Here is a 15,686-nt window from a genome sequence, read left to right as displayed (position 1 = left end):
CCCCGCCGGGCCGACCTCCAGCCGGGCGACGTGCGGACCTCGGGCGGCGGGATGCTGGTGCGCAGCGCGAACGCCGCGACGGTGTCGCGCGAGGCGGCGAGCTGCACGCGCCGCAACGGCCGCACCGTCTGCGGGCAGCCCCGGCAGGCGTCGGCGCGCAGCTCGGTCGCGGGCTGGCAGTCGGGCCTGATGCCGGTCGACTACGCGCAGCGCGAGTGCCCGGAGGGCACCTTCGCGACGCTGGCCCGCGGGCACGAGAACGTCGTGCGCTGCATGCCCATCTGATCTTCCCCACGACAACGCTCCGCGTTGCCGCGGGGCCCCGTAGGATGCTGATCTTGCGGTGATGGCTCATCCTGTCGCGGCGAAGCCGCGACAGGGCGTCGGGGGGAGGAAGGGATTGGAAAGGAGGCGCCTGCGGGCGCCTTTTTCGTTGGCTGTGTACTCGAACAATGAGTGAACGCGGGTCGGCGCCTTGCCGATGCTGCGCTGCGGGAGTAGGAACCGGCGGGGCTCAATGCCCTTGAAAAACGACGCGCCCGGGACCAACCGCATCGCCGGGCCAGGTTGAGGACCGCGCATGGCCCGCAAGAAGATCGCCCTCGTCGGCGCCGGCAACATCGGCGGCACGCTTGCCCATCTCATCGGCCTGAAGGAGCTCGGCGACGTCGTGCTGTTCGACGTCTTCCCGGGCGTCGCGGCGGGCAAGGCGCTCGACATCATGCAGTCGGGCCCGGTGGACGGCTTCGACAGCCACATGACCGGCACCGGCGACTACAGCGCGATCGCGGGCGCCGACGTGGTGATCGTCACCGCCGGCTTCCCGCGCATGCCCGGCATGACGCGCGACGACCTGCTGACGAAGAACGCCGGCGTGATCAGCCAGGTGGCCGAGGGCATCAAGACCTACTGCCCGAACGCCTTCGTCATCTGCATCACCAACCCGCTCGACGTCATGGTGTGGGTGCTGCAGCAGAAGTCGGGCCTGCCGCCGGAGCGCGTGGTCGGCATGGCCGGCGTGCTGGACAGCGCGCGCTTCCGCCTGTTCCTCGCGCAGGAATTCGGCGTGAGCGTCGAGGACGTGACGGCCTTCGTGCTCGGCGGCCATGGCGACACGATGGTGCCGCTGACCCGCTACTCCACCGTCGCCGGCGTGCCCGTGCCCGACCTGGTGAAGATGGGCTGGACGACGCAGGAGAAGATCGACGCGATCGTGACACGCACCGCGAATGGCGGCGGCGAGATCGTGAAGCTGCTCGAGAAGGGCAGCGCCTTCTACGCGCCGGCGGCCAGCGCGATCGCCATGGCGGAGAGCTACCTGCTCGACAAGAAGCGCGTGCTGCCCTGCGCGGTGCTGCTGAACGGCGAGTACGGGCAGAAGGACTTCTATGTCGGCGTGCCGGTGGTGATCGGCGCCAAGGGCGTCGAGCGCATCCTCGAGGTGCAGTTCACGCCGGAGGAGAAGGCCGCCTTCGACAAGTCCTGCGACGCCGTGAAGAAGCTGATCGAGGATTTCAAGAAGCTCGGCGTCTGATCCCTCCGGTCGGGGGGCACTGGCCCCTCGGCCGCCCTCCTTCGACCGGAGTCCCGGATGAACATCCACGAGTACCAGGGCAAGGAGCTGCTGCGCCGCTACGGCGTGGCCGTGCTCGACGGCCATGTCGCATGGACGGCCGAGGAGGCCGCGGCAGCGGCGAAGAAGCTGCCCGGCCCCGTCTATGTCGTGAAGTCGCAGATCCATGCCGGCGGCCGCGGCGCGGGCCGCTTCAAGGAGGATCCGAACGGCAAGGGCGGCGTGCGCGTCGTGAAGTCGATCGAGGACGTCCGCGCCGCGGCCGAGGCGATGATCGGCAAGACGCTGGTCACCAAGCAGACCGGCCCGCAGGGCAAGGTCGTCAGCCGCGTCTATGTCGAGGATGGCTGCGACATCAAGCGCGAGCTCTATCTCGGCCTGCTGGTGGATCGCACGACCTCGCGCGTCCTCATCATGGCGTCCACCGAGGGCGGGATGGAGATCGAGGAGGTGGCGGCGAACCACCCCGAGAAGATCCTGAAGGTCGCGGTGGACCCGGCCTCCGGCATCTCCGGCTTCCATGCGCGCAAGCTGGCCTTCGGGCTCGGCCTGGAAGGCAAGCAGGTGGCGAGCTTCACGAAGTTCGTCACCGCGATCTACAACGCGTTCCTCGAGCTCGACTGCGCGATCGTCGAGATCAACCCGCTGGTCGTCACCGGCGCGGGCGAGATCGTGGCGCTCGACGCCAAGGTCAGCTTCGACGACAGCGCCCTGTTCCGCCACAAGGACCTCGAGGCGTTGCGCGACGAGTCCGAGATGGACCCGAAGGAGCTCGACGCCACGAAGCACGACCTGAACTACGTCGCGCTGGACGGCGAGATTGGCTGCATGGTGAACGGCGCGGGCCTGGCGATGGCCACGATGGACATCATCAAGCTCTATGGTTCCTCGCCGGCGAACTTCCTCGATGTCGGCGGCACGGCGAATGCCGCGCGGGTGACGGAGGCGTTCCGCATCATCACCTCGGACGCCAACGTGAAGGCGATCCTGGTCAACATCTTCGGCGGCATCGCCAAGTGCGACATGATCGCGACCGGCATCGTCGAGGCGTCGAAGAACCTGTCGCTGAAGGTGCCGCTGGTCGTGCGCCTCGAAGGGACGAATGTGGAGCTCGGCAAGAAGATCCTGGCCGAGAGCGGGCTGGCCATCATCGCGGCCGACAACCTCGCGGATGCGGCCCAGAAGGTCGTGGCCGCGGTGAAGAAGGGCTGACGCAGATGGCTGTCCTCGTCGACAAGAACACGCGCGTCATGACCCAGGGCTTCACCGGGGCCCAGGGCACCTTCCACGCCAGCCAGGGCATCGCCTACGGCTCGACCTATGTCGGCGGCACGACGCCCGGCAAGGGCGGCACGATGCACCCGGAGCTGAACCTGCCGGTGTTCAACACGGTGGCCGAATGCGTGCACGCCACCAAGGCGAATGCGAGCGTGATCTACGTCCCCGCGCCCTTCGCGGCGGATGCGATCCTGGAGGCGATCGACGCCGAGGTGCCGCTGATCATCTGCATCACCGAAGGCATCCCGGTGCTCGACATGGTGAAGGTGAAGCGCGCGCTGCAGGGCTCGAAGTCGCTGCTGGTCGGGCCGAACTGCCCGGGCGTGATCACGCCGGACGCCTGCAAGATCGGCATCATGCCGGGCCACATCCATCGCCGCGGCTCGGTCGGCATCGTCAGCCGCTCCGGCACGCTGACCTATGAGGCGGTGGCGCAGACCACCGCCGCGGGCCTCGGCCAGTCCACCTGCGTCGGCATCGGCGGCGACCCGGTGAAGGGCCTCGACTTCATCGACGTGCTCGAGATGTTCCTGAAGGACGACGAGACCAAGTCGATCATCATGATCGGCGAGATCGGCGGCGAGGCCGAGGTCGTCGGCGCCGAGTTCCTCCGCAAGGAGAACTTCGGTCCCGGCAAGCCGAACAAGCCGGTGGTCGGCTTCATCGCCGGTGCGACGGCGCCTCCGGGGCGGCGCATGGGCCATGCCGGCGCGGTGATCTCAGGCGGCAAGGACACGGCGGAAGCGAAGATGGCGGCGATGGCGGAAGCCGGGATCAGGGTGGCGGACAGCCCCTCCTCCCTCGGCTCCACCATGGTGAAGGCGCTGGCGCGCTGACGATGCGGGGCGGGGCCGGGGAGCGCAAGGGCTGCCCCAATCCCGCCCTTCGCCCTATGTATGTGACGCGTGGCCGCCCCCGAACGGGGGCGGTCGCACATCCGGGGGCCACCCCGGCAACGGATTGAGGAAGGCCGGCGGAGACTCTCCGCCGAGGAGGACGCGATGGCCGGTGTGGACATCCTCGCGAGCGCGATGTCGGGGGCGAATGCCGCCTTCCTGGCCGATCTCTACGCGCGCTGGGCGGAGAAGCCGGACAGCGTCGATCCCTCCTTCGCCGAGCTTTTCGCCGCGCTGAACGACGAGGCGCGGTCGGTGCTGACCGATGCGACCGGCGCAAGCTGGGCGCCGCGCACCCGCGGCAAGTTCGGCCCGGACCCGGAGCCGCCGCCGGCGGCGAAGAAGGACGGCAAGGGCGCCGCGCCGGTGCTGCCGAAGACCGACACGATGGACAAGGCGGCCGCGCAGCGCGCGGTGCTCGATTCCGTCCGCGCGCTGATGCTGATCCGCAGCTATCGCGTGCGCGGCCATCTGGAAGCGCAGCTCGACCCCCTCGGCCTGCAGAAGCCGAAGCCGCATGCCGAGCTGACGCCGGCGACCTACGGCTTCACCGACGCCGACATGGACCGGCCGATCTTCCTCGACTTCGTGCTGGGCAAGGAATACGCGACGCTGCGCGAGATCCTGGCGATCTGCCGCGCCAGCTACTGCAGCTCGATCGGCGTCGAGTTCATGCACATCCAGGACCCCGACCAGAAGTCCTGGATCCAGCGCCGCATCGAGGGCGCGCCCTGGCTCAACGCCTTCGACGCGGCGGCCAAGAAGAACATCCTGCAGGAGCTGACCGAGGCCGAGGGCTTCGAGGCCTTCTGCGCGCGCAAATACGCCACCACCAAGCGCTTCGGCCTGGAAGGCGGCGAGAGCACGATCCCGGCGATCCAGACGGTGATCGAGACGGCGGCCGGCCTCGGCGTGAACGAGGTCACGATCGGCATGGCGCATCGCGGCCGGCTGAACGTGCTGGTCAACGTGGTGAAGAAGCCCTTCTCCGCCGTCTTCAGCGAGTTCAAGGGCACCTCGGCGCATCCCGAGGACGTCCAGGGCTCGGGCGACGTGAAGTACCACCTCGGCACCTCGACCGACATCGAGATCGCCGGGCGGATGGTGCACCTGTCGCTGCAGCCGAACCCGTCGCATCTGGAAGCGGTCGATCCCGTGGTGGTCGGCAAGGTGCGCGCGCGGCAGGACATGGCGGGCGACACCAAGGGCCGGCGCAGCGTGATGGGCATCACGCTGCATGGCGACGCCGCCTTCGCCGGCCAGGGCGTGGTGTACGAGACGCTCGCGATGAGCCAGCTGATCGGCTACCGCACCGGCGGCACGATCCACATCGTGACGAACAACCAGATCGGCTTCACCACCGTCCCGGCGCACGCCTATTCGGGCCTCTACTGCACCGACGTGGCGAAGAGCATCCAGGTGCCGATCCTGCACGTGAACGGCGACGACCCGGAAGCGGTGGTGTTCTGCGCGAAGATGGCGGCCGAGTTCCGCATGCAGTTCGGCGCCGACATCGTGCTCGACATCGTCTGCTACCGCCGCCACGGCCATAACGAGACGGACGAGCCGGCCTTCACCCAGCCGATCATGTACGGCCGGATCAAGGAGATGAAGACGACCCGGACGAAGTACGCCGAGAAGCTCGCGGCGGAGGGGTCGCTGCCGGCCGAGGAATCGAAGGCGATGCTCGATGCGTTCTACGCGACGCTCGAGGAGGCCTTCCAGGCGGCGCAGAGCTTCAAGCCGAACAAGGCCGACTGGCTGGAGGGCCACTGGTCGGGCCTGAAGGCCGTAACGACCGGCGAGGAGGTCGAGAAGCTGCACGAGACGGCGGTCGGGCTCGACACGCTGCGCGAGGTCGGCGCGGCGCTGACCCGCGTGCCGGCCGACTTCGCCGTCAACCCGAAGATCGCGCGCCAGCTCGAGCAGAAGAAGCAGGCGATCGAGACCGGCGAGGGCATCGACTGGGCGACCGGCGAGGCGCTGGCCTTTGGCTCGCTGCTGCTGGAAGGCCACCGCGTGCGCCTGTCGGGCGAGGACGTGCAGCGCGGCACCTTCAGCCATCGCCACGCCTACCTGATCGACCAGAACACCCAGGCGGAATACGTCCCGCTCAACAACATCCGCGCCGGCCAGCCGCGCTTCGAGGCCTTCAACAGCCTGCTGAGCGAGTTCGGCGTGCTCGGCTTCGAATACGGCTACAGCCTGGCCGATCCGCGCACGCTCGTGCTGTGGGAAGCGCAGTTCGGCGACTTCGCCAACGGCGCGCAGGTCATCATCGACCAGTTCATCGCGAGCGCGGAGACCAAGTGGCTGCGCATGTCGGGCCTGGTGATGCTGCTGCCGCATGGCTACGAGGGCCAAGGGCCGGAGCATTCCTCGGCGCGGCTCGAGCGCTACCTTCAGCTCTGCGCGGAGCGCAACATGCGCGTCTGCAACATCACCACGCCGGCCAACTACTTCCACGCGCTGCGGCGCCAGCTGAAGGCGAACTACCGCAAGCCGCTGGTGCTGATGACGCCGAAGTCGCTGCTGCGCCACAAGCTCGCGGTGTCCTCGCTGGCCGATTTCAGCCCGGGCAGTGGCTTCCGCTACGTGATCCCGGAGGTGGACGCGATCGCGCCGGACGAGCAGGTGAAGCGCGTCGTGCTCTGCACCGGCAAGGTCTATTACGACCTGCTGCAGGAGCGGCGCGAGAAGGGCGTGACGGACGTGGCGCTGGTGCGGCTGGAGCAGCTCTATCCCTTCCCGCAGACCAGCCTGGGCAAGGCGCTGGCGCCCTACGTCAACGCCGAGGTGGTGTGGTGCCAGGAGGAGCCGGAGAACATGGGCGCCTGGACCTTCGTGGACCGCCGCATCGAGAAGGTGCTGGCGAGCCTGGAGAACAAGGCGAAGCGGCCGCGCTATGTCGGCCGCGAGGAAGCGGCGAGCCCGGCGACGGGCCTCGCGCGCATCCATGCACAGCAGCAAGAGATGTTGGTGCGCCAGGCCCTGAGGCTGGCCTGAGCACGCGAGAGGCAGGAACGGAGATGACCGAGATCCTTGTCCCCCCGTTGGGGGAAAGCGTGTCCAGCGCCACCGTGGCGCGCTGGCTGAAGAAGGCCGGCGAGGCCGTCGCGGCGGACGAGCCGCTGGTCGAGCTCGAGACGGACAAGGTGACGGTGGAGGTCAACGCGCCCTCCGCCGGCGTCATCGAGGCGATCGCGGCGAATGAAGGCGCGGAAGTCGGGCCGGGCGCGGTGCTCGGCACGATCAACGCCAATGGCGCCGCAGCGCCGAAGCCGGCTTCGTCCGGCACGCCGACCGCGCCGACGCCGGCCCCGGCCGCCAAGGCGCAGCCGCATGTCGAGGCGCCGCACGCGCCGTCCGGCCTCGTCTCCCGTCCCGGCGACCTGCCGAACGGCCCGGCCGCGACGAAGGCGATGGCGGATGCGGGCGTCACCGCTGCGCAGATCGGCGCCGGCAGCGGCAAGGACGGCCGCGTGACCAAGGGCGACGTGCTGGCCTTCCTGAGCAAGCCCGCCGCCGCGCCAGCCGCGCAGCCCGCGGCGAAGGGCCCGGCCCGCGCGCTGGAGCAGGGCGAGGAGCGCGTGAAGATGACGCGCCTGCGCCAGACCATCGCGCGGCGCCTGAAGGAAGCGCAGAACACCGCCGCGATGCTCACCACCTTCAACGAGGTGGACATGGGCGCGGTGATGGCGCTCAGGAACGAGTACAAGGACGTCTTCGAGAAGCGGCACGGCGTGAAGCTCGGCTTCATGAGCTTCTTCGTGAAGGCCTGCGTCGCCGCGCTGAAGGAGTTCCCCGCGGTGAACGCGGAGATCGAGGGCGACGAGATCATCTACAAGAACTTCGTCCACATGGGCATCGCGGTCGGCGGGCCGAGCGGCCTTGTCGTGCCGGTGCTGAAGAACGCCGATCAGCTCGGCTTCGCGCAGATCGAGAAGGCGATCGGCGACTTCGGCAAGCGCGCCCGCGACGGCGCGCTGAAGCTCGACGAGCTGACGGGCGGCAGCTTCACCATCACCAATGGCGGTATCTACGGGTCGCTGATGTCCACGCCGATCCTGAACCCGCCGCAGTCGGGCATCCTGGGCATGCACAAGATCCAGGAGCGGCCGATGGTAGTGGGCGGCAAGATCGAGGCGCGCCCGATGATGTACATCGCGCTCAGCTACGACCACCGCATCGTGGACGGGAAGGAAGCGGTGAGCTTCCTGGTCCGCGTGAAGGAGGCGATCGAGGATCCGCGCCGGCTGATGCTGGACGTCTGATCGCGCATGGTCGGGGGCGGCTCGGCCGCCCTCGCCAGCTGCATCGAAGGGCGGGCCCGGCCGGACCCGCCCTTTGTCATGCCGGGGCCGCCACGCGTTCCTTCAGCGGCAGCATCACCGCTGTCAGCCACTCGGCCGGAGGCAGGGCCTTGGGGTCGTTCAGGTACTCCTCGCGCGGCGGCTGGTCGGCGGGTTCCTCGCCGCTCGCCGGCAGCCAGTCGCGGTAGAGCCAGGTGTAGACCGGCTCCAGCTCGGCATAGGGACCCTGGAAGATCAGCACCGCGCAGCGCGTCGGCGGCAGCTCGACGATCCGCACGCCGTCCCCGCCCTCGACGCCCGGCGGTACGGTGAGGCAGGCGTCGGAGCGCAGGTCCTTCTCCGGCACCGTCATCGGGTCGTCGTGATAGAGGCCGAGGAAGCGCGTCTCCGGCCCGATCAGCCCGCGCGCGGCGGCCCATGCGCCGAGCCGGTCGAAGCTCGTGCCCATGGTGGCGTAGGACCCGCGATGGGCCAGCGCGGCGAGGCGCAGCGCGGGCTCGTCTCGGAAGATGATCTCGTGCAGGGCGGTCTCCTCCTGGCTGGGCTTGGGGGCGGGCAGCGTCGCGCCGATGCCGCCGGCGTCGCGATAGGCGGCGGGCGGGATGCCGTAGGCGGCGCGGAAGGCGCGGGTGAAGGCGGCGGCGCTGCCATAGCCGCAGCGCTTCGCGACCTCGGCGATGGGCAGCGCGTCCCGCACCAGCAGGACGGCGGCGCGCGAGAGGCGCTCGCGCGCCAGGGTCTCGGCCGGGGTCTCGCCGGTCAGCTCGCGATAGATGCGGTGGAAGTGAAAGGGGCTGAAGGCTGCGGCATCGGCCAGCTGCTCCAGCGTCGGCGCGCGGGCCGGGTCGGCCGCGATCAGGGCGACGGCGCGGGCGATCCGCCGTGCGTAGGATAGCCGGGTGGCGGGCTTGGAGGGGGCGGTCTGCATGGCCGCATCCTGCCCCGGATGGGATTGATCGCGCTTGCGATTCCGAGGCCGGCCGCCGACTTGACTCCTACCCTGCGGGCGTCATGGTCCGGGACCGGTCGTTGCGGCCCAAGCACTCCCATCTCCCAAGGTTGAGATCCCCTGATGCCCGAGCAGTTCGACGTCATCGTCATCGGCGCCGGCCCTGGCGGCTATGTCTGCGCCATCCGCGCCGCGCAGCTCGGCATGAAGGTCGCGTGCGTGGAGAAGCGCGCGACGCTCGGCGGCACCTGCCTCAACGTCGGCTGCATTCCCTCGAAGGCGCTGCTGCAGTCGTCGGAGCATTTCGAGGAGGCGAAGCACAAGCTCGCCGAGCATGGCGTGAATGTCGGCTCCGTCTCGCTCGACCTGGCGCGCATGCAGGCGCGCAAGGGCGAGGTCGTGTCCGCCAACGTCAAGGGCATCGAGTTCCTGTTCAAGAAGAACAAGGTCACCTGGATCAAGGGCGCGGCGCGCATCGCGGCGCCCGGCAAGGTCGAGGTGGACGGCACCACCTACGACGCGAAGAACATCGTGATCGCGACGGGCAGCGAGAGCATCCCGCTGCCCGGCGTCGAGGTCGACGAGAAGCAGGTCGTCACCTCCACCGGCGGGCTAGAGCTGGACGCGGTGCCGAAGCACCTGGTCGTCATCGGCGGCGGCTATATCGGGCTCGAGCTCGGCAGCGTGTGGCGCCGCCTCGGCGCCGAGGTGACGGTGATCGAGTTCCTCGACCGCCTGGTGCCGAGCATGGACAACGAGGTCGGGCAGGCATTCCAGCGCGTGCTCGGCAAGCAGGGCTTCAAGTTCCGGCTGAAGACGAAGGTGACCGGCGCGAAGAAGGGCAAGGACGGCGTGACGCTGACGCTCGAGCCGGCCGAGGGCGGCAAGGCGGAGGAGCTGAAGGCGGATGTCGTGCTGCTCGCGATCGGCCGCCGCGCCTACACCGAGGGCCTCGGGCTGAAGGAGGCCGGCGTCGCGCTCGACGAGCGCGGGCGGGTGAAGACCGACGCGCACTACGCCACCAGCGTGCCGGGCATCTGGGCGATCGGTGATGCCATCGTCGGCCCGATGCTGGCGCACAAGGCCGAGGAGGAGGGCGTCGCGCTGGCCGAGCTGCTCGCCGGGCAGCACGGCCACGTCAACTACGGCGCGATCCCCGGCGTCGTGTACACTTGGCCCGAGGTCGCGAGCATCGGCGAGACCGAGGAGCAGCTGAAGGCCCGCGGCGCGGCGTACAAGGTCGGCAAGTTCCCCTTCATGGCGAATGGCCGCGCGCGCGCCATGGGCGACACCGACGGCTTCGTGAAGATCCTCGCCGACAAGGCGACGGACCGCGTCCTCGGCGCGCACATCATCGGGCCGGATGCGGGCACGCTGATCGCCGAGATCGCCATCGCGATGGAGTTCGGCGCGAGTGCGGAGGACGTCGCGCGCACCTGCCACGCGCATCCTTCGCTGAACGAGGCGGTGAAGGAAGCCGCGCTCGCCGTGGACGGCCGGCCGATCCACATCTGACACGCCGTGCCGGCGGCGCCGCGGTGACGCGGCGCCATTGCCGGCACGGCGGGGCGGGACCATCTGGGCCGCCATGATGGAGTTCCGTCCCTCTGTCGCGCGCAAGGCGACAGGCTGGTGCCTGATCGTGCTCGGCGTGTTCGGCACCGTGCTGCCCTTCCTGCAGGGCTTCCTGTTCCTCGTGCTCGGCACCTTCGTGCTGCGTCACCAGTATCTCTGGGCGCATCGCGGACTGGGCTGGGTGGAATCGCGCTGGCCCGACGCCGTCGCGAAGGTGGAAGGGATGGAGGCCAGGCTGATCGAGCGTGTTCGCGGCGGCGGCCGGCGGATCCGCGCGACGCTGACCCGGGGCCGCTGAGGCGGCGGGGCGCCGGCCTGGCGAAAACCAGGGGCGAAAACCGGGGGCGAAACCGGGACCGCCTCGGCGTCGTTTCCACGCGGACCCAGAACAGCCGGAGTTCCGCCATGCGCCGCCGCGCCGTGCTTGCCCTGCCCATCGCCGCCCTGGCCTTCGGGCTGCCCGCTGTCGCACCGGCGCAGACGCTGCTGGAGCGCTTGGCCGGGACCAGCTTCGGCGCGAACAGCTTCGTCGAGATCGTCAGCATCAGCGACAACTTCGAGATCGAATCGAGCCGCATCCTGCTCGCCCGCAGCCAGCACCCGCAGATCCGCCAGTTCGCGCAGACGATGATCGAGCACCACGCCATGTCGTCGCGCGAACTGCTCTCGCTGCCTGAGGCGACGACCCGCACGCCGGCCCAGCTCGACGACCGCCACGCCGCGATGCTGACCCAGCTGCGCGAGGCCGAGAACGAGGACATGCTGAACCGCCTCTACGTGCAGCAGCAGATCCAGGGCCACGACGAGACGCTGGCCGTCATGCAGGCCTACGCCGCCAACGGCGACGTGCCGGCGCTGCGTGCCTTCGCGCAGAAGTACCAGCCGGTGGTCGCGCAGCACCTGCAGCAGGCCCGCGCGCTGCAGGCGCCGCGGCGGGAGTAGCCAGAGGCCGTCCGGGCGGCGCGGGACCGCGCCGGCCTGCTTGACCCGTCTTGCGGTCCGGCGCACATCGCGCGGATCGCGCCTCGGCGCGATCCCCGCAACCCGGACCGTCCAGCCCCGGCCTGACGCCGGCGGGCGCGTCCGCCCCGGAGCGCCGCGGTGCTGGCCCTGCGCGTCATCCCCTGCCTGGACGTCAAGGACGGCCGGGTCGTGAAGGGGGTCAACTTCGTCTCGCTGCGCGACGCCGGCGACCCGGTGGAGCAGGCCCGCACCTATGACCGGGAGGGCGCGGACGAGATCACCTTCCTCGACATCGGCGCGACGCATGAGAACCGCGACACGATGTACGACGTCGTCTCGCGCACCGCCGCCGAGGTGTTCATTCCGCTGACCGTCGGCGGCGGCGTCCGCAGCGTCGAGGACATGCGGCGCCTGCTGCTGGCCGGCGCCGACAAGGTCTCCGTCAACTCCGCCGCGGTCGCCGATCCGGCGCTGGTCACGCGCGGCGCCGAGGCGTTCGGCAGCCAGGCGATCGTGGTCGCGATCGATGCGCGCCGCAGCGGCCCAGGGGGGCAAGGGGGCTGGGAGGTCTTCACCCATGGCGGTCGCCGCGGCACCGGCATCGACGCCGTGGGCTGGGCGCGCGAGATGCAGGCGCGCGGCGCGGGCGAGATCCTGCTGACCTCGATGGACCGCGACGGCACGAAGCAGGGCTTCGACCTGGAGCTGCTGCGGGCGGTGCGGGCCGCGGTGCGGCTGCCGCTGGTCGCCTCCGGCGGCGTCGGGACGACCGCGCATTTCGTGGACGGCGCGCGGGCCGGGGCGACCGGCCTGCTCGCCGCCAGCGTGTTCCACTATGGCGAGATGCGGATCGCGGAGGCCAAGGCGGCGCTGGCCGCCGCGGGCCTGCCGATCCGCCCGGTCTCGGAGGCACCCTGATGGCGAAGGCCGCGAAGAAGCCCGCCAAGCGCAAGAAGGCGCCGGCGAAGCCGAACAAGGCGGAGCCGAAGCGGAAGAAGGCCGCGAAGGCCGGCGCCGGGCCGAAGCCGAAGAAGAAGGCGCGGATGCTGCCGCTCCCTGCCGCGCTGCCGCGCCCCGCGCTGCCCGTCGCGGCGAAGGTGGACCCCGCGGCATCGGCGCTCGCGCCCTTCTCGGCGCTGGCCGGGCCGGACATCCTGGATGCGCTGTGGCGCACGGTGGAGACGCGGCGGCTGTCCGGCGATGTCGAGCATTCGCACTCCGCCCGGCTGCTGGCGCGTGGCACCGCGAAGGTCGCGCAGAAGCTCGGCGAGGAGGCGGTCGAATGCGTCATCGAGGCGACGCAGGGCAACCGCGCCGCCACGATCCTGGAGAGCGCGGACCTGCTCTACCACCTCGTCGTCCTGTGGGTGGATGCGGGCATCCGCCCCGACGAGGTGTGGGCGGAGCTGGCGCGGCGCCAGGGCATCTCCGGCATCGCGGAGAAGGCGGCGCGGCCCAAGGGCATCCTGCGGTCGGCGCAGACCACCAAGCTGCCCTGATCCGGCTTGCGGGCCGCGCGTGGCTTCGCCACAGAAGGCGCAGCCAGAACGGGGACCCTTCATGCGCGTGACCGGCCTGCCGCCCTACGATCCGACCAACGTCTTCGCCCGCATCCTGCGCGGCGAGATCCCGTCGAAGAAGGTGCACGAGGACGACTTCGCCCTCGCCTTCCACGACATCAACCCGCAGGCGCCGGTGCATGTGCTGGTGATCCCGAAGGGCGCCTACTGCTCGCATGCGGATTTCACCGCCAGCGCCACCGATGCCGAGATCGCCGGCTTCTGGCGCGCGGTCGGCAAGGTGGCGCGTGACCTCGGGCTCGAGGCGGGCGGCTACCGCATCCTGTCGAACATGGGCGAGGATGGCGGGCAGGAAGTGCCGCACTTCCACGTCCACATCTTCGGCGGCCGGCGGATCGGCCGCATGGTGCCGCGCGCCGAGGCTTGAGCGACGTCGCGCTTGACCGCCCGAGCCATCCGCGCAAGGCCGTCCCGATGACCAATCCGCTCGTCGAGGCCCGCGCGGCGCTGGAAGCCGCGGGGCGGCTGCCGGATGCCGAGCTCGACATCGCCGCCGTCGCGCTGCAGCTCGCCCGCGTCGATGCGCCGGCGGCCGATTGGCGGGCTGCGGAGCGGCACCTGTCGGACATCGCTCGCGCCGCGGTGGAGATGGCGGCGGCGGATCCGGAGGCCGATGCCGGCGACGTCGGTCGCCGCCGCGCCGCGCTGGCGGAGCTGCTGCACGGGACGCTCGGCTATGCCGGCGACACCGAGAGCTACGAGGACCTGTCGAACGCCAACCTGCTGAAGGTGATCGAGCGCCGGCGCGGCCTGCCGGTGGCGCTCGGGATCCTCTGGCTGCACGCGGCCGAGGCGGCGGGGTGGGAAGCGCATGGCGTCGACTTCCCCGGCCATTTCCTAGTCGCGCTGTCGGGCCGCGGGCAGGTGGTGGTGGACGTCTTCGGCGGGGGCGCGCCGCTCGAGGCGCGCGACCTGCGCGCGCTGCTCAAGCGCTTCGCCGGCGACAGCGCGGAGCTCGGCCGGGACAGCATGGCGGCGATGGGCAAGCGGGCCGTGCTGCTGCGGCTGCAGAACAACATCAAGGTGCGCCGGCTGCGCGAGGGGGACCTTGCGGGCGCCGTCGCCTGCACCGAGGACATGCTGCGCCTGGCGCCCGAGGCGGCGCCGCTCTGGCGCGAGGCGGGGCTGATGCACCAGCGCCTCGGCCATGTCACGGCCGCGATCATGAGCCTGGAACGCTTCCTGCAACTCTCCCCCGATGGCCCGCAGGCCGGTCGCGTGCGCGGCCTGCTCGAGGAGCTGCGGCACCGGCTGAACTGAGGAGCGTGCCGGGCGCGGCGCCCTGGGAGGGCCGGGCAGCGCCGGGACACCGGGCGGGCCCGTGGGACGCTGCGACCGGCAATTCCGATTGCGCGGCAATTGCGCAAAAGCGACAATGAATCGCCGGCCCGGTATCCCCCGGAGGAGGCGCCCCAAGGGTTGCAGGATGCTCGAGGATCGACGCGACCGCGGCGAAGCCGGCCGGCCGACGACTTCCGCGCCATCGCGTCAGGCGGCCGAGCCGATTCTGTTCTGCACCGAGAATGTCGCGCCCGCCGAGCGGATCGACGCCTGGAACGATGCCTTCGGGCGGCTCAATGAGATCCGCGTCTCGCCCGAGCAGGACAACGAGGTGTCGTCGCGCAGCGAGAACTGGCGCCTCGGCGGGATGGTGCTGGCCGTCAACCGCGTCACGCCGTCGGTCTTCCTGCGGACGCCGGAGCATGTGCGCCGGGACGGCCTGGACCACTGGGTGGTTCGCGTGCTGCGGCACGGGACCAACCGGCTGAGCGTCGGCGGCTTCTGCGGCACCGTCGAGGCGGGGCGGCCGGTGCTGTTCTCCATGCACGAGACCTGGGCGAGCCGCTGGACGCGCGCCGAATGGGTGTCGCTCACGCTGCCGCGCGACCTCGACCCGCCCTTGAGCGAGGGCCTGTCGCGGATGCGGCAGGGCCCGATCGAGGGTCCCGCCGGCGCGCTACTCGGCGACCTGCTGCTGAACCTGCCGGCCCGGCTGAAGGAAGCGCAGCCCGACCAGGTTGCGCCGCTTGCCGAGACCATGCGCGCCGTGCTGGCGGGCTGCCTTCTCGGCGGCGCGGTTCCGCTGGCGCCCGTGCAGGGTTCGGTGTCCCAGAAGGAGCGCGTGCGCCGGGCGATCCGCGAGAATATCGGCTCTGCCCGGCTGACGCCGGATCGCCTTGCCGCGCTGGCCGGGATGTCCCGGTCGAGCCTCTATCGCCTCTTCGAGGAGGAAGGCGGCGTCGCGCGCTACGTGCAGTCGGTGCGCCTGGCCTATGCGCGCGTGGCGCTCTCGGACCCGGCGCAGGCGGGGCGGAGCATCGCGCAGATCGCGGAGGCGCATGGCTTCCCGGACGCGTCGGTGTTCACGCGCGCCTTCCGGCAGGCGCATGGCCTCACGCCGCGGGACGCGCGGGGAGCGGTCATCGTCAGCCCCCAGCCCTCCGGCGCTGCGCGCCCGGCGGTCGCGCGCCCGCTGCCCCTGGTGGAACGCCTCTACAGGCGGGCAGCCAGCGCGGCCTGACACCGGCGCGCGCTGCCCGCGCGGCCGGTCGTGGGCCC

General features: G+C 70.7%; 14 protein-coding genes and 1 pseudogene. 14 read left to right on the top strand and 1 reads right to left on the bottom strand.

Annotated features, from left to right (window positions below; genetic code table 11):
* From L2I40_RS07680 to odhB, 6 genes and pseudogenes are all read left to right on the top strand, one after another.
* A pseudogene (locus tag L2I40_RS07680) lies at nt 1–285 on the top strand (hypothetical protein); the annotation flags it as partial.
* Nucleotides 286–580: 295 nt separating this feature from the next.
* Complete coding sequence (mdh, locus tag L2I40_RS07675; RefSeq protein ID WP_237214319.1) at nt 581–1,534, top strand: malate dehydrogenase; 954 nt, start codon at nt 581–583, stop codon at nt 1,532–1,534.
* 57 nt (nt 1,535–1,591) lie between these two features.
* The gene (sucC, locus tag L2I40_RS07670) at nt 1,592–2,785 is read left to right on the top strand and encodes an ADP-forming succinate--CoA ligase subunit beta (RefSeq protein WP_237214318.1); all 1,194 of its coding nucleotides are present in this window, start codon (nt 1,592–1,594) and stop codon (nt 2,783–2,785) included.
* Between the two features lie 5 nt (nt 2,786–2,790).
* A complete protein-coding gene (sucD, locus tag L2I40_RS07665; protein ID WP_237214317.1) occupies nt 2,791–3,687 on the top strand; it encodes a succinate--CoA ligase subunit alpha in 897 nt (298 codons plus the stop codon).
* Between the two features lie 165 nt (nt 3,688–3,852).
* Nucleotides 3,853–6,753, top strand: a complete 2,901-nt coding sequence (locus L2I40_RS07660) for a 2-oxoglutarate dehydrogenase E1 component (protein ID WP_237214316.1) — start codon at nt 3,853–3,855, stop codon at nt 6,751–6,753.
* 23 nt (nt 6,754–6,776) lie between these two features.
* Nucleotides 6,777–8,021: a 2-oxoglutarate dehydrogenase complex dihydrolipoyllysine-residue succinyltransferase gene (gene odhB / locus L2I40_RS07655; protein ID WP_237214315.1), complete on the top strand. Its 1,245-nt coding sequence runs from the start codon at nt 6,777–6,779 to the stop codon at nt 8,019–8,021.
* A 76-nt stretch (nt 8,022–8,097) separates the two neighbouring features.
* Here odhB and L2I40_RS07650 read toward each other — a convergent pair whose 3' ends face one another.
* Complete coding sequence (locus L2I40_RS07650; protein ID WP_237214314.1) at nt 8,098–8,988, bottom strand: AraC family transcriptional regulator; 891 nt, start codon at nt 8,986–8,988, stop codon at nt 8,098–8,100.
* A gap of 144 nt (nt 8,989–9,132) precedes the next feature.
* On the opposite strand from L2I40_RS07650, the gene lpdA reads away from it, so the two are divergent.
* The 8 genes from lpdA (at nt 9,133) to L2I40_RS07610 (ending at nt 15,648) form a co-directional block, all read left to right on the top strand.
* Nucleotides 9,133–10,524 carry a dihydrolipoyl dehydrogenase gene (gene lpdA / locus L2I40_RS07645; protein WP_237214313.1) on the top strand — a complete coding sequence of 464 codons (1,392 nt, stop codon included), beginning with the start codon at nt 9,133–9,135 and terminating at the stop codon, nt 10,522–10,524.
* A 73-nt stretch (nt 10,525–10,597) separates the two neighbouring features.
* Entirely contained in the window at nt 10,598–10,882 is a 285-nt protein-coding gene (locus tag L2I40_RS07640; protein WP_237214312.1) for a PGPGW domain-containing protein, read from the top strand.
* Between the two features lie 107 nt (nt 10,883–10,989).
* Nucleotides 10,990–11,526 carry a DUF4142 domain-containing protein gene (locus tag L2I40_RS07635; RefSeq protein WP_237214311.1) on the top strand — a complete coding sequence of 179 codons (537 nt, stop codon included), beginning with the start codon at nt 10,990–10,992 and terminating at the stop codon, nt 11,524–11,526.
* A 159-nt stretch (nt 11,527–11,685) separates the two neighbouring features.
* A complete protein-coding gene (gene hisF, locus L2I40_RS07630) occupies nt 11,686–12,465 on the top strand; it encodes an imidazole glycerol phosphate synthase subunit HisF (protein ID WP_237214310.1) in 780 nt (259 codons plus the stop codon).
* Entirely contained in the window at nt 12,465–13,046 is a 582-nt protein-coding gene (locus L2I40_RS07625) for a phosphoribosyl-ATP diphosphatase (RefSeq protein WP_237214309.1), read from the top strand. The genes hisF and L2I40_RS07625 overlap by 1 nt, the downstream gene beginning before the upstream one ends.
* 61 nt (nt 13,047–13,107) lie before the next feature.
* Nucleotides 13,108–13,494, top strand: a complete 387-nt coding sequence (locus L2I40_RS07620) for a histidine triad nucleotide-binding protein (protein WP_237214308.1) — start codon at nt 13,108–13,110, stop codon at nt 13,492–13,494.
* Nucleotides 13,495–13,541: 47 nt separating this feature from the next.
* Nucleotides 13,542–14,387, top strand: coding sequence for a SirB1 family protein (locus L2I40_RS07615; RefSeq protein ID WP_237214307.1), 846 nt, complete (start codon nt 13,542–13,544; stop codon nt 14,385–14,387).
* 166 nt (nt 14,388–14,553) lie between these two features.
* Complete coding sequence (locus L2I40_RS07610; RefSeq protein WP_237214306.1) at nt 14,554–15,648, top strand: AraC family transcriptional regulator; 1,095 nt, start codon at nt 14,554–14,556, stop codon at nt 15,646–15,648.
* Nucleotides 15,649–15,686 lie beyond the last annotated feature (38 nt).

The sequence above is a fragment of the Falsiroseomonas oryziterrae genome (genome assembly GCF_021864505.1).
GTDB lineage: Bacteria > Pseudomonadota > Alphaproteobacteria > Acetobacterales > Acetobacteraceae > Falsiroseomonas > Falsiroseomonas oryziterrae.
This window is presented reverse-complemented; position numbering and strand designations above follow the sequence as displayed.

What these genes read in the sequence shown, in the direction of transcription:
- mdh (WP_237214319.1), top strand. Translation starts at nt 581, where the DNA reads ATGGCCCGCAAGAAGATCGCCCTCGTCGGCGCCGGCAACATCGGCGGC.
- sucC (WP_237214318.1), top strand. Translation starts at nt 1,592, where the DNA reads ATGAACATCCACGAGTACCAGGGCAAGGAGCTGCTGCGCCGCTACGGC.
- sucD (WP_237214317.1), top strand. Translation starts at nt 2,791, where the DNA reads ATGGCTGTCCTCGTCGACAAGAACACGCGCGTCATGACCCAGGGCTTC.
- L2I40_RS07660 (WP_237214316.1), top strand. Translation starts at nt 3,853, where the DNA reads ATGGCCGGTGTGGACATCCTCGCGAGCGCGATGTCGGGGGCGAATGCC.
- odhB (WP_237214315.1), top strand. Translation starts at nt 6,777, where the DNA reads ATGACCGAGATCCTTGTCCCCCCGTTGGGGGAAAGCGTGTCCAGCGCC.
- L2I40_RS07650 (WP_237214314.1), bottom strand. Translation starts at nt 8,988, where the DNA reads ATGCAGACCGCCCCCTCCAAGCCCGCCACCCGGCTATCCTACGCACGG.
- lpdA (WP_237214313.1), top strand. Translation starts at nt 9,133, where the DNA reads ATGCCCGAGCAGTTCGACGTCATCGTCATCGGCGCCGGCCCTGGCGGC.
- L2I40_RS07640 (WP_237214312.1), top strand. Translation starts at nt 10,598, where the DNA reads ATGATGGAGTTCCGTCCCTCTGTCGCGCGCAAGGCGACAGGCTGGTGC.
- L2I40_RS07635 (WP_237214311.1), top strand. Translation starts at nt 10,990, where the DNA reads ATGCGCCGCCGCGCCGTGCTTGCCCTGCCCATCGCCGCCCTGGCCTTC.
- L2I40_RS07625 (WP_237214309.1), top strand. Translation starts at nt 12,465, where the DNA reads ATGGCGAAGGCCGCGAAGAAGCCCGCCAAGCGCAAGAAGGCGCCGGCG.
- L2I40_RS07620 (WP_237214308.1), top strand. Translation starts at nt 13,108, where the DNA reads ATGCGCGTGACCGGCCTGCCGCCCTACGATCCGACCAACGTCTTCGCC.
- L2I40_RS07615 (WP_237214307.1), top strand. Translation starts at nt 13,542, where the DNA reads ATGACCAATCCGCTCGTCGAGGCCCGCGCGGCGCTGGAAGCCGCGGGG.
- L2I40_RS07610 (WP_237214306.1), top strand. Translation starts at nt 14,554, where the DNA reads ATGCTCGAGGATCGACGCGACCGCGGCGAAGCCGGCCGGCCGACGACT.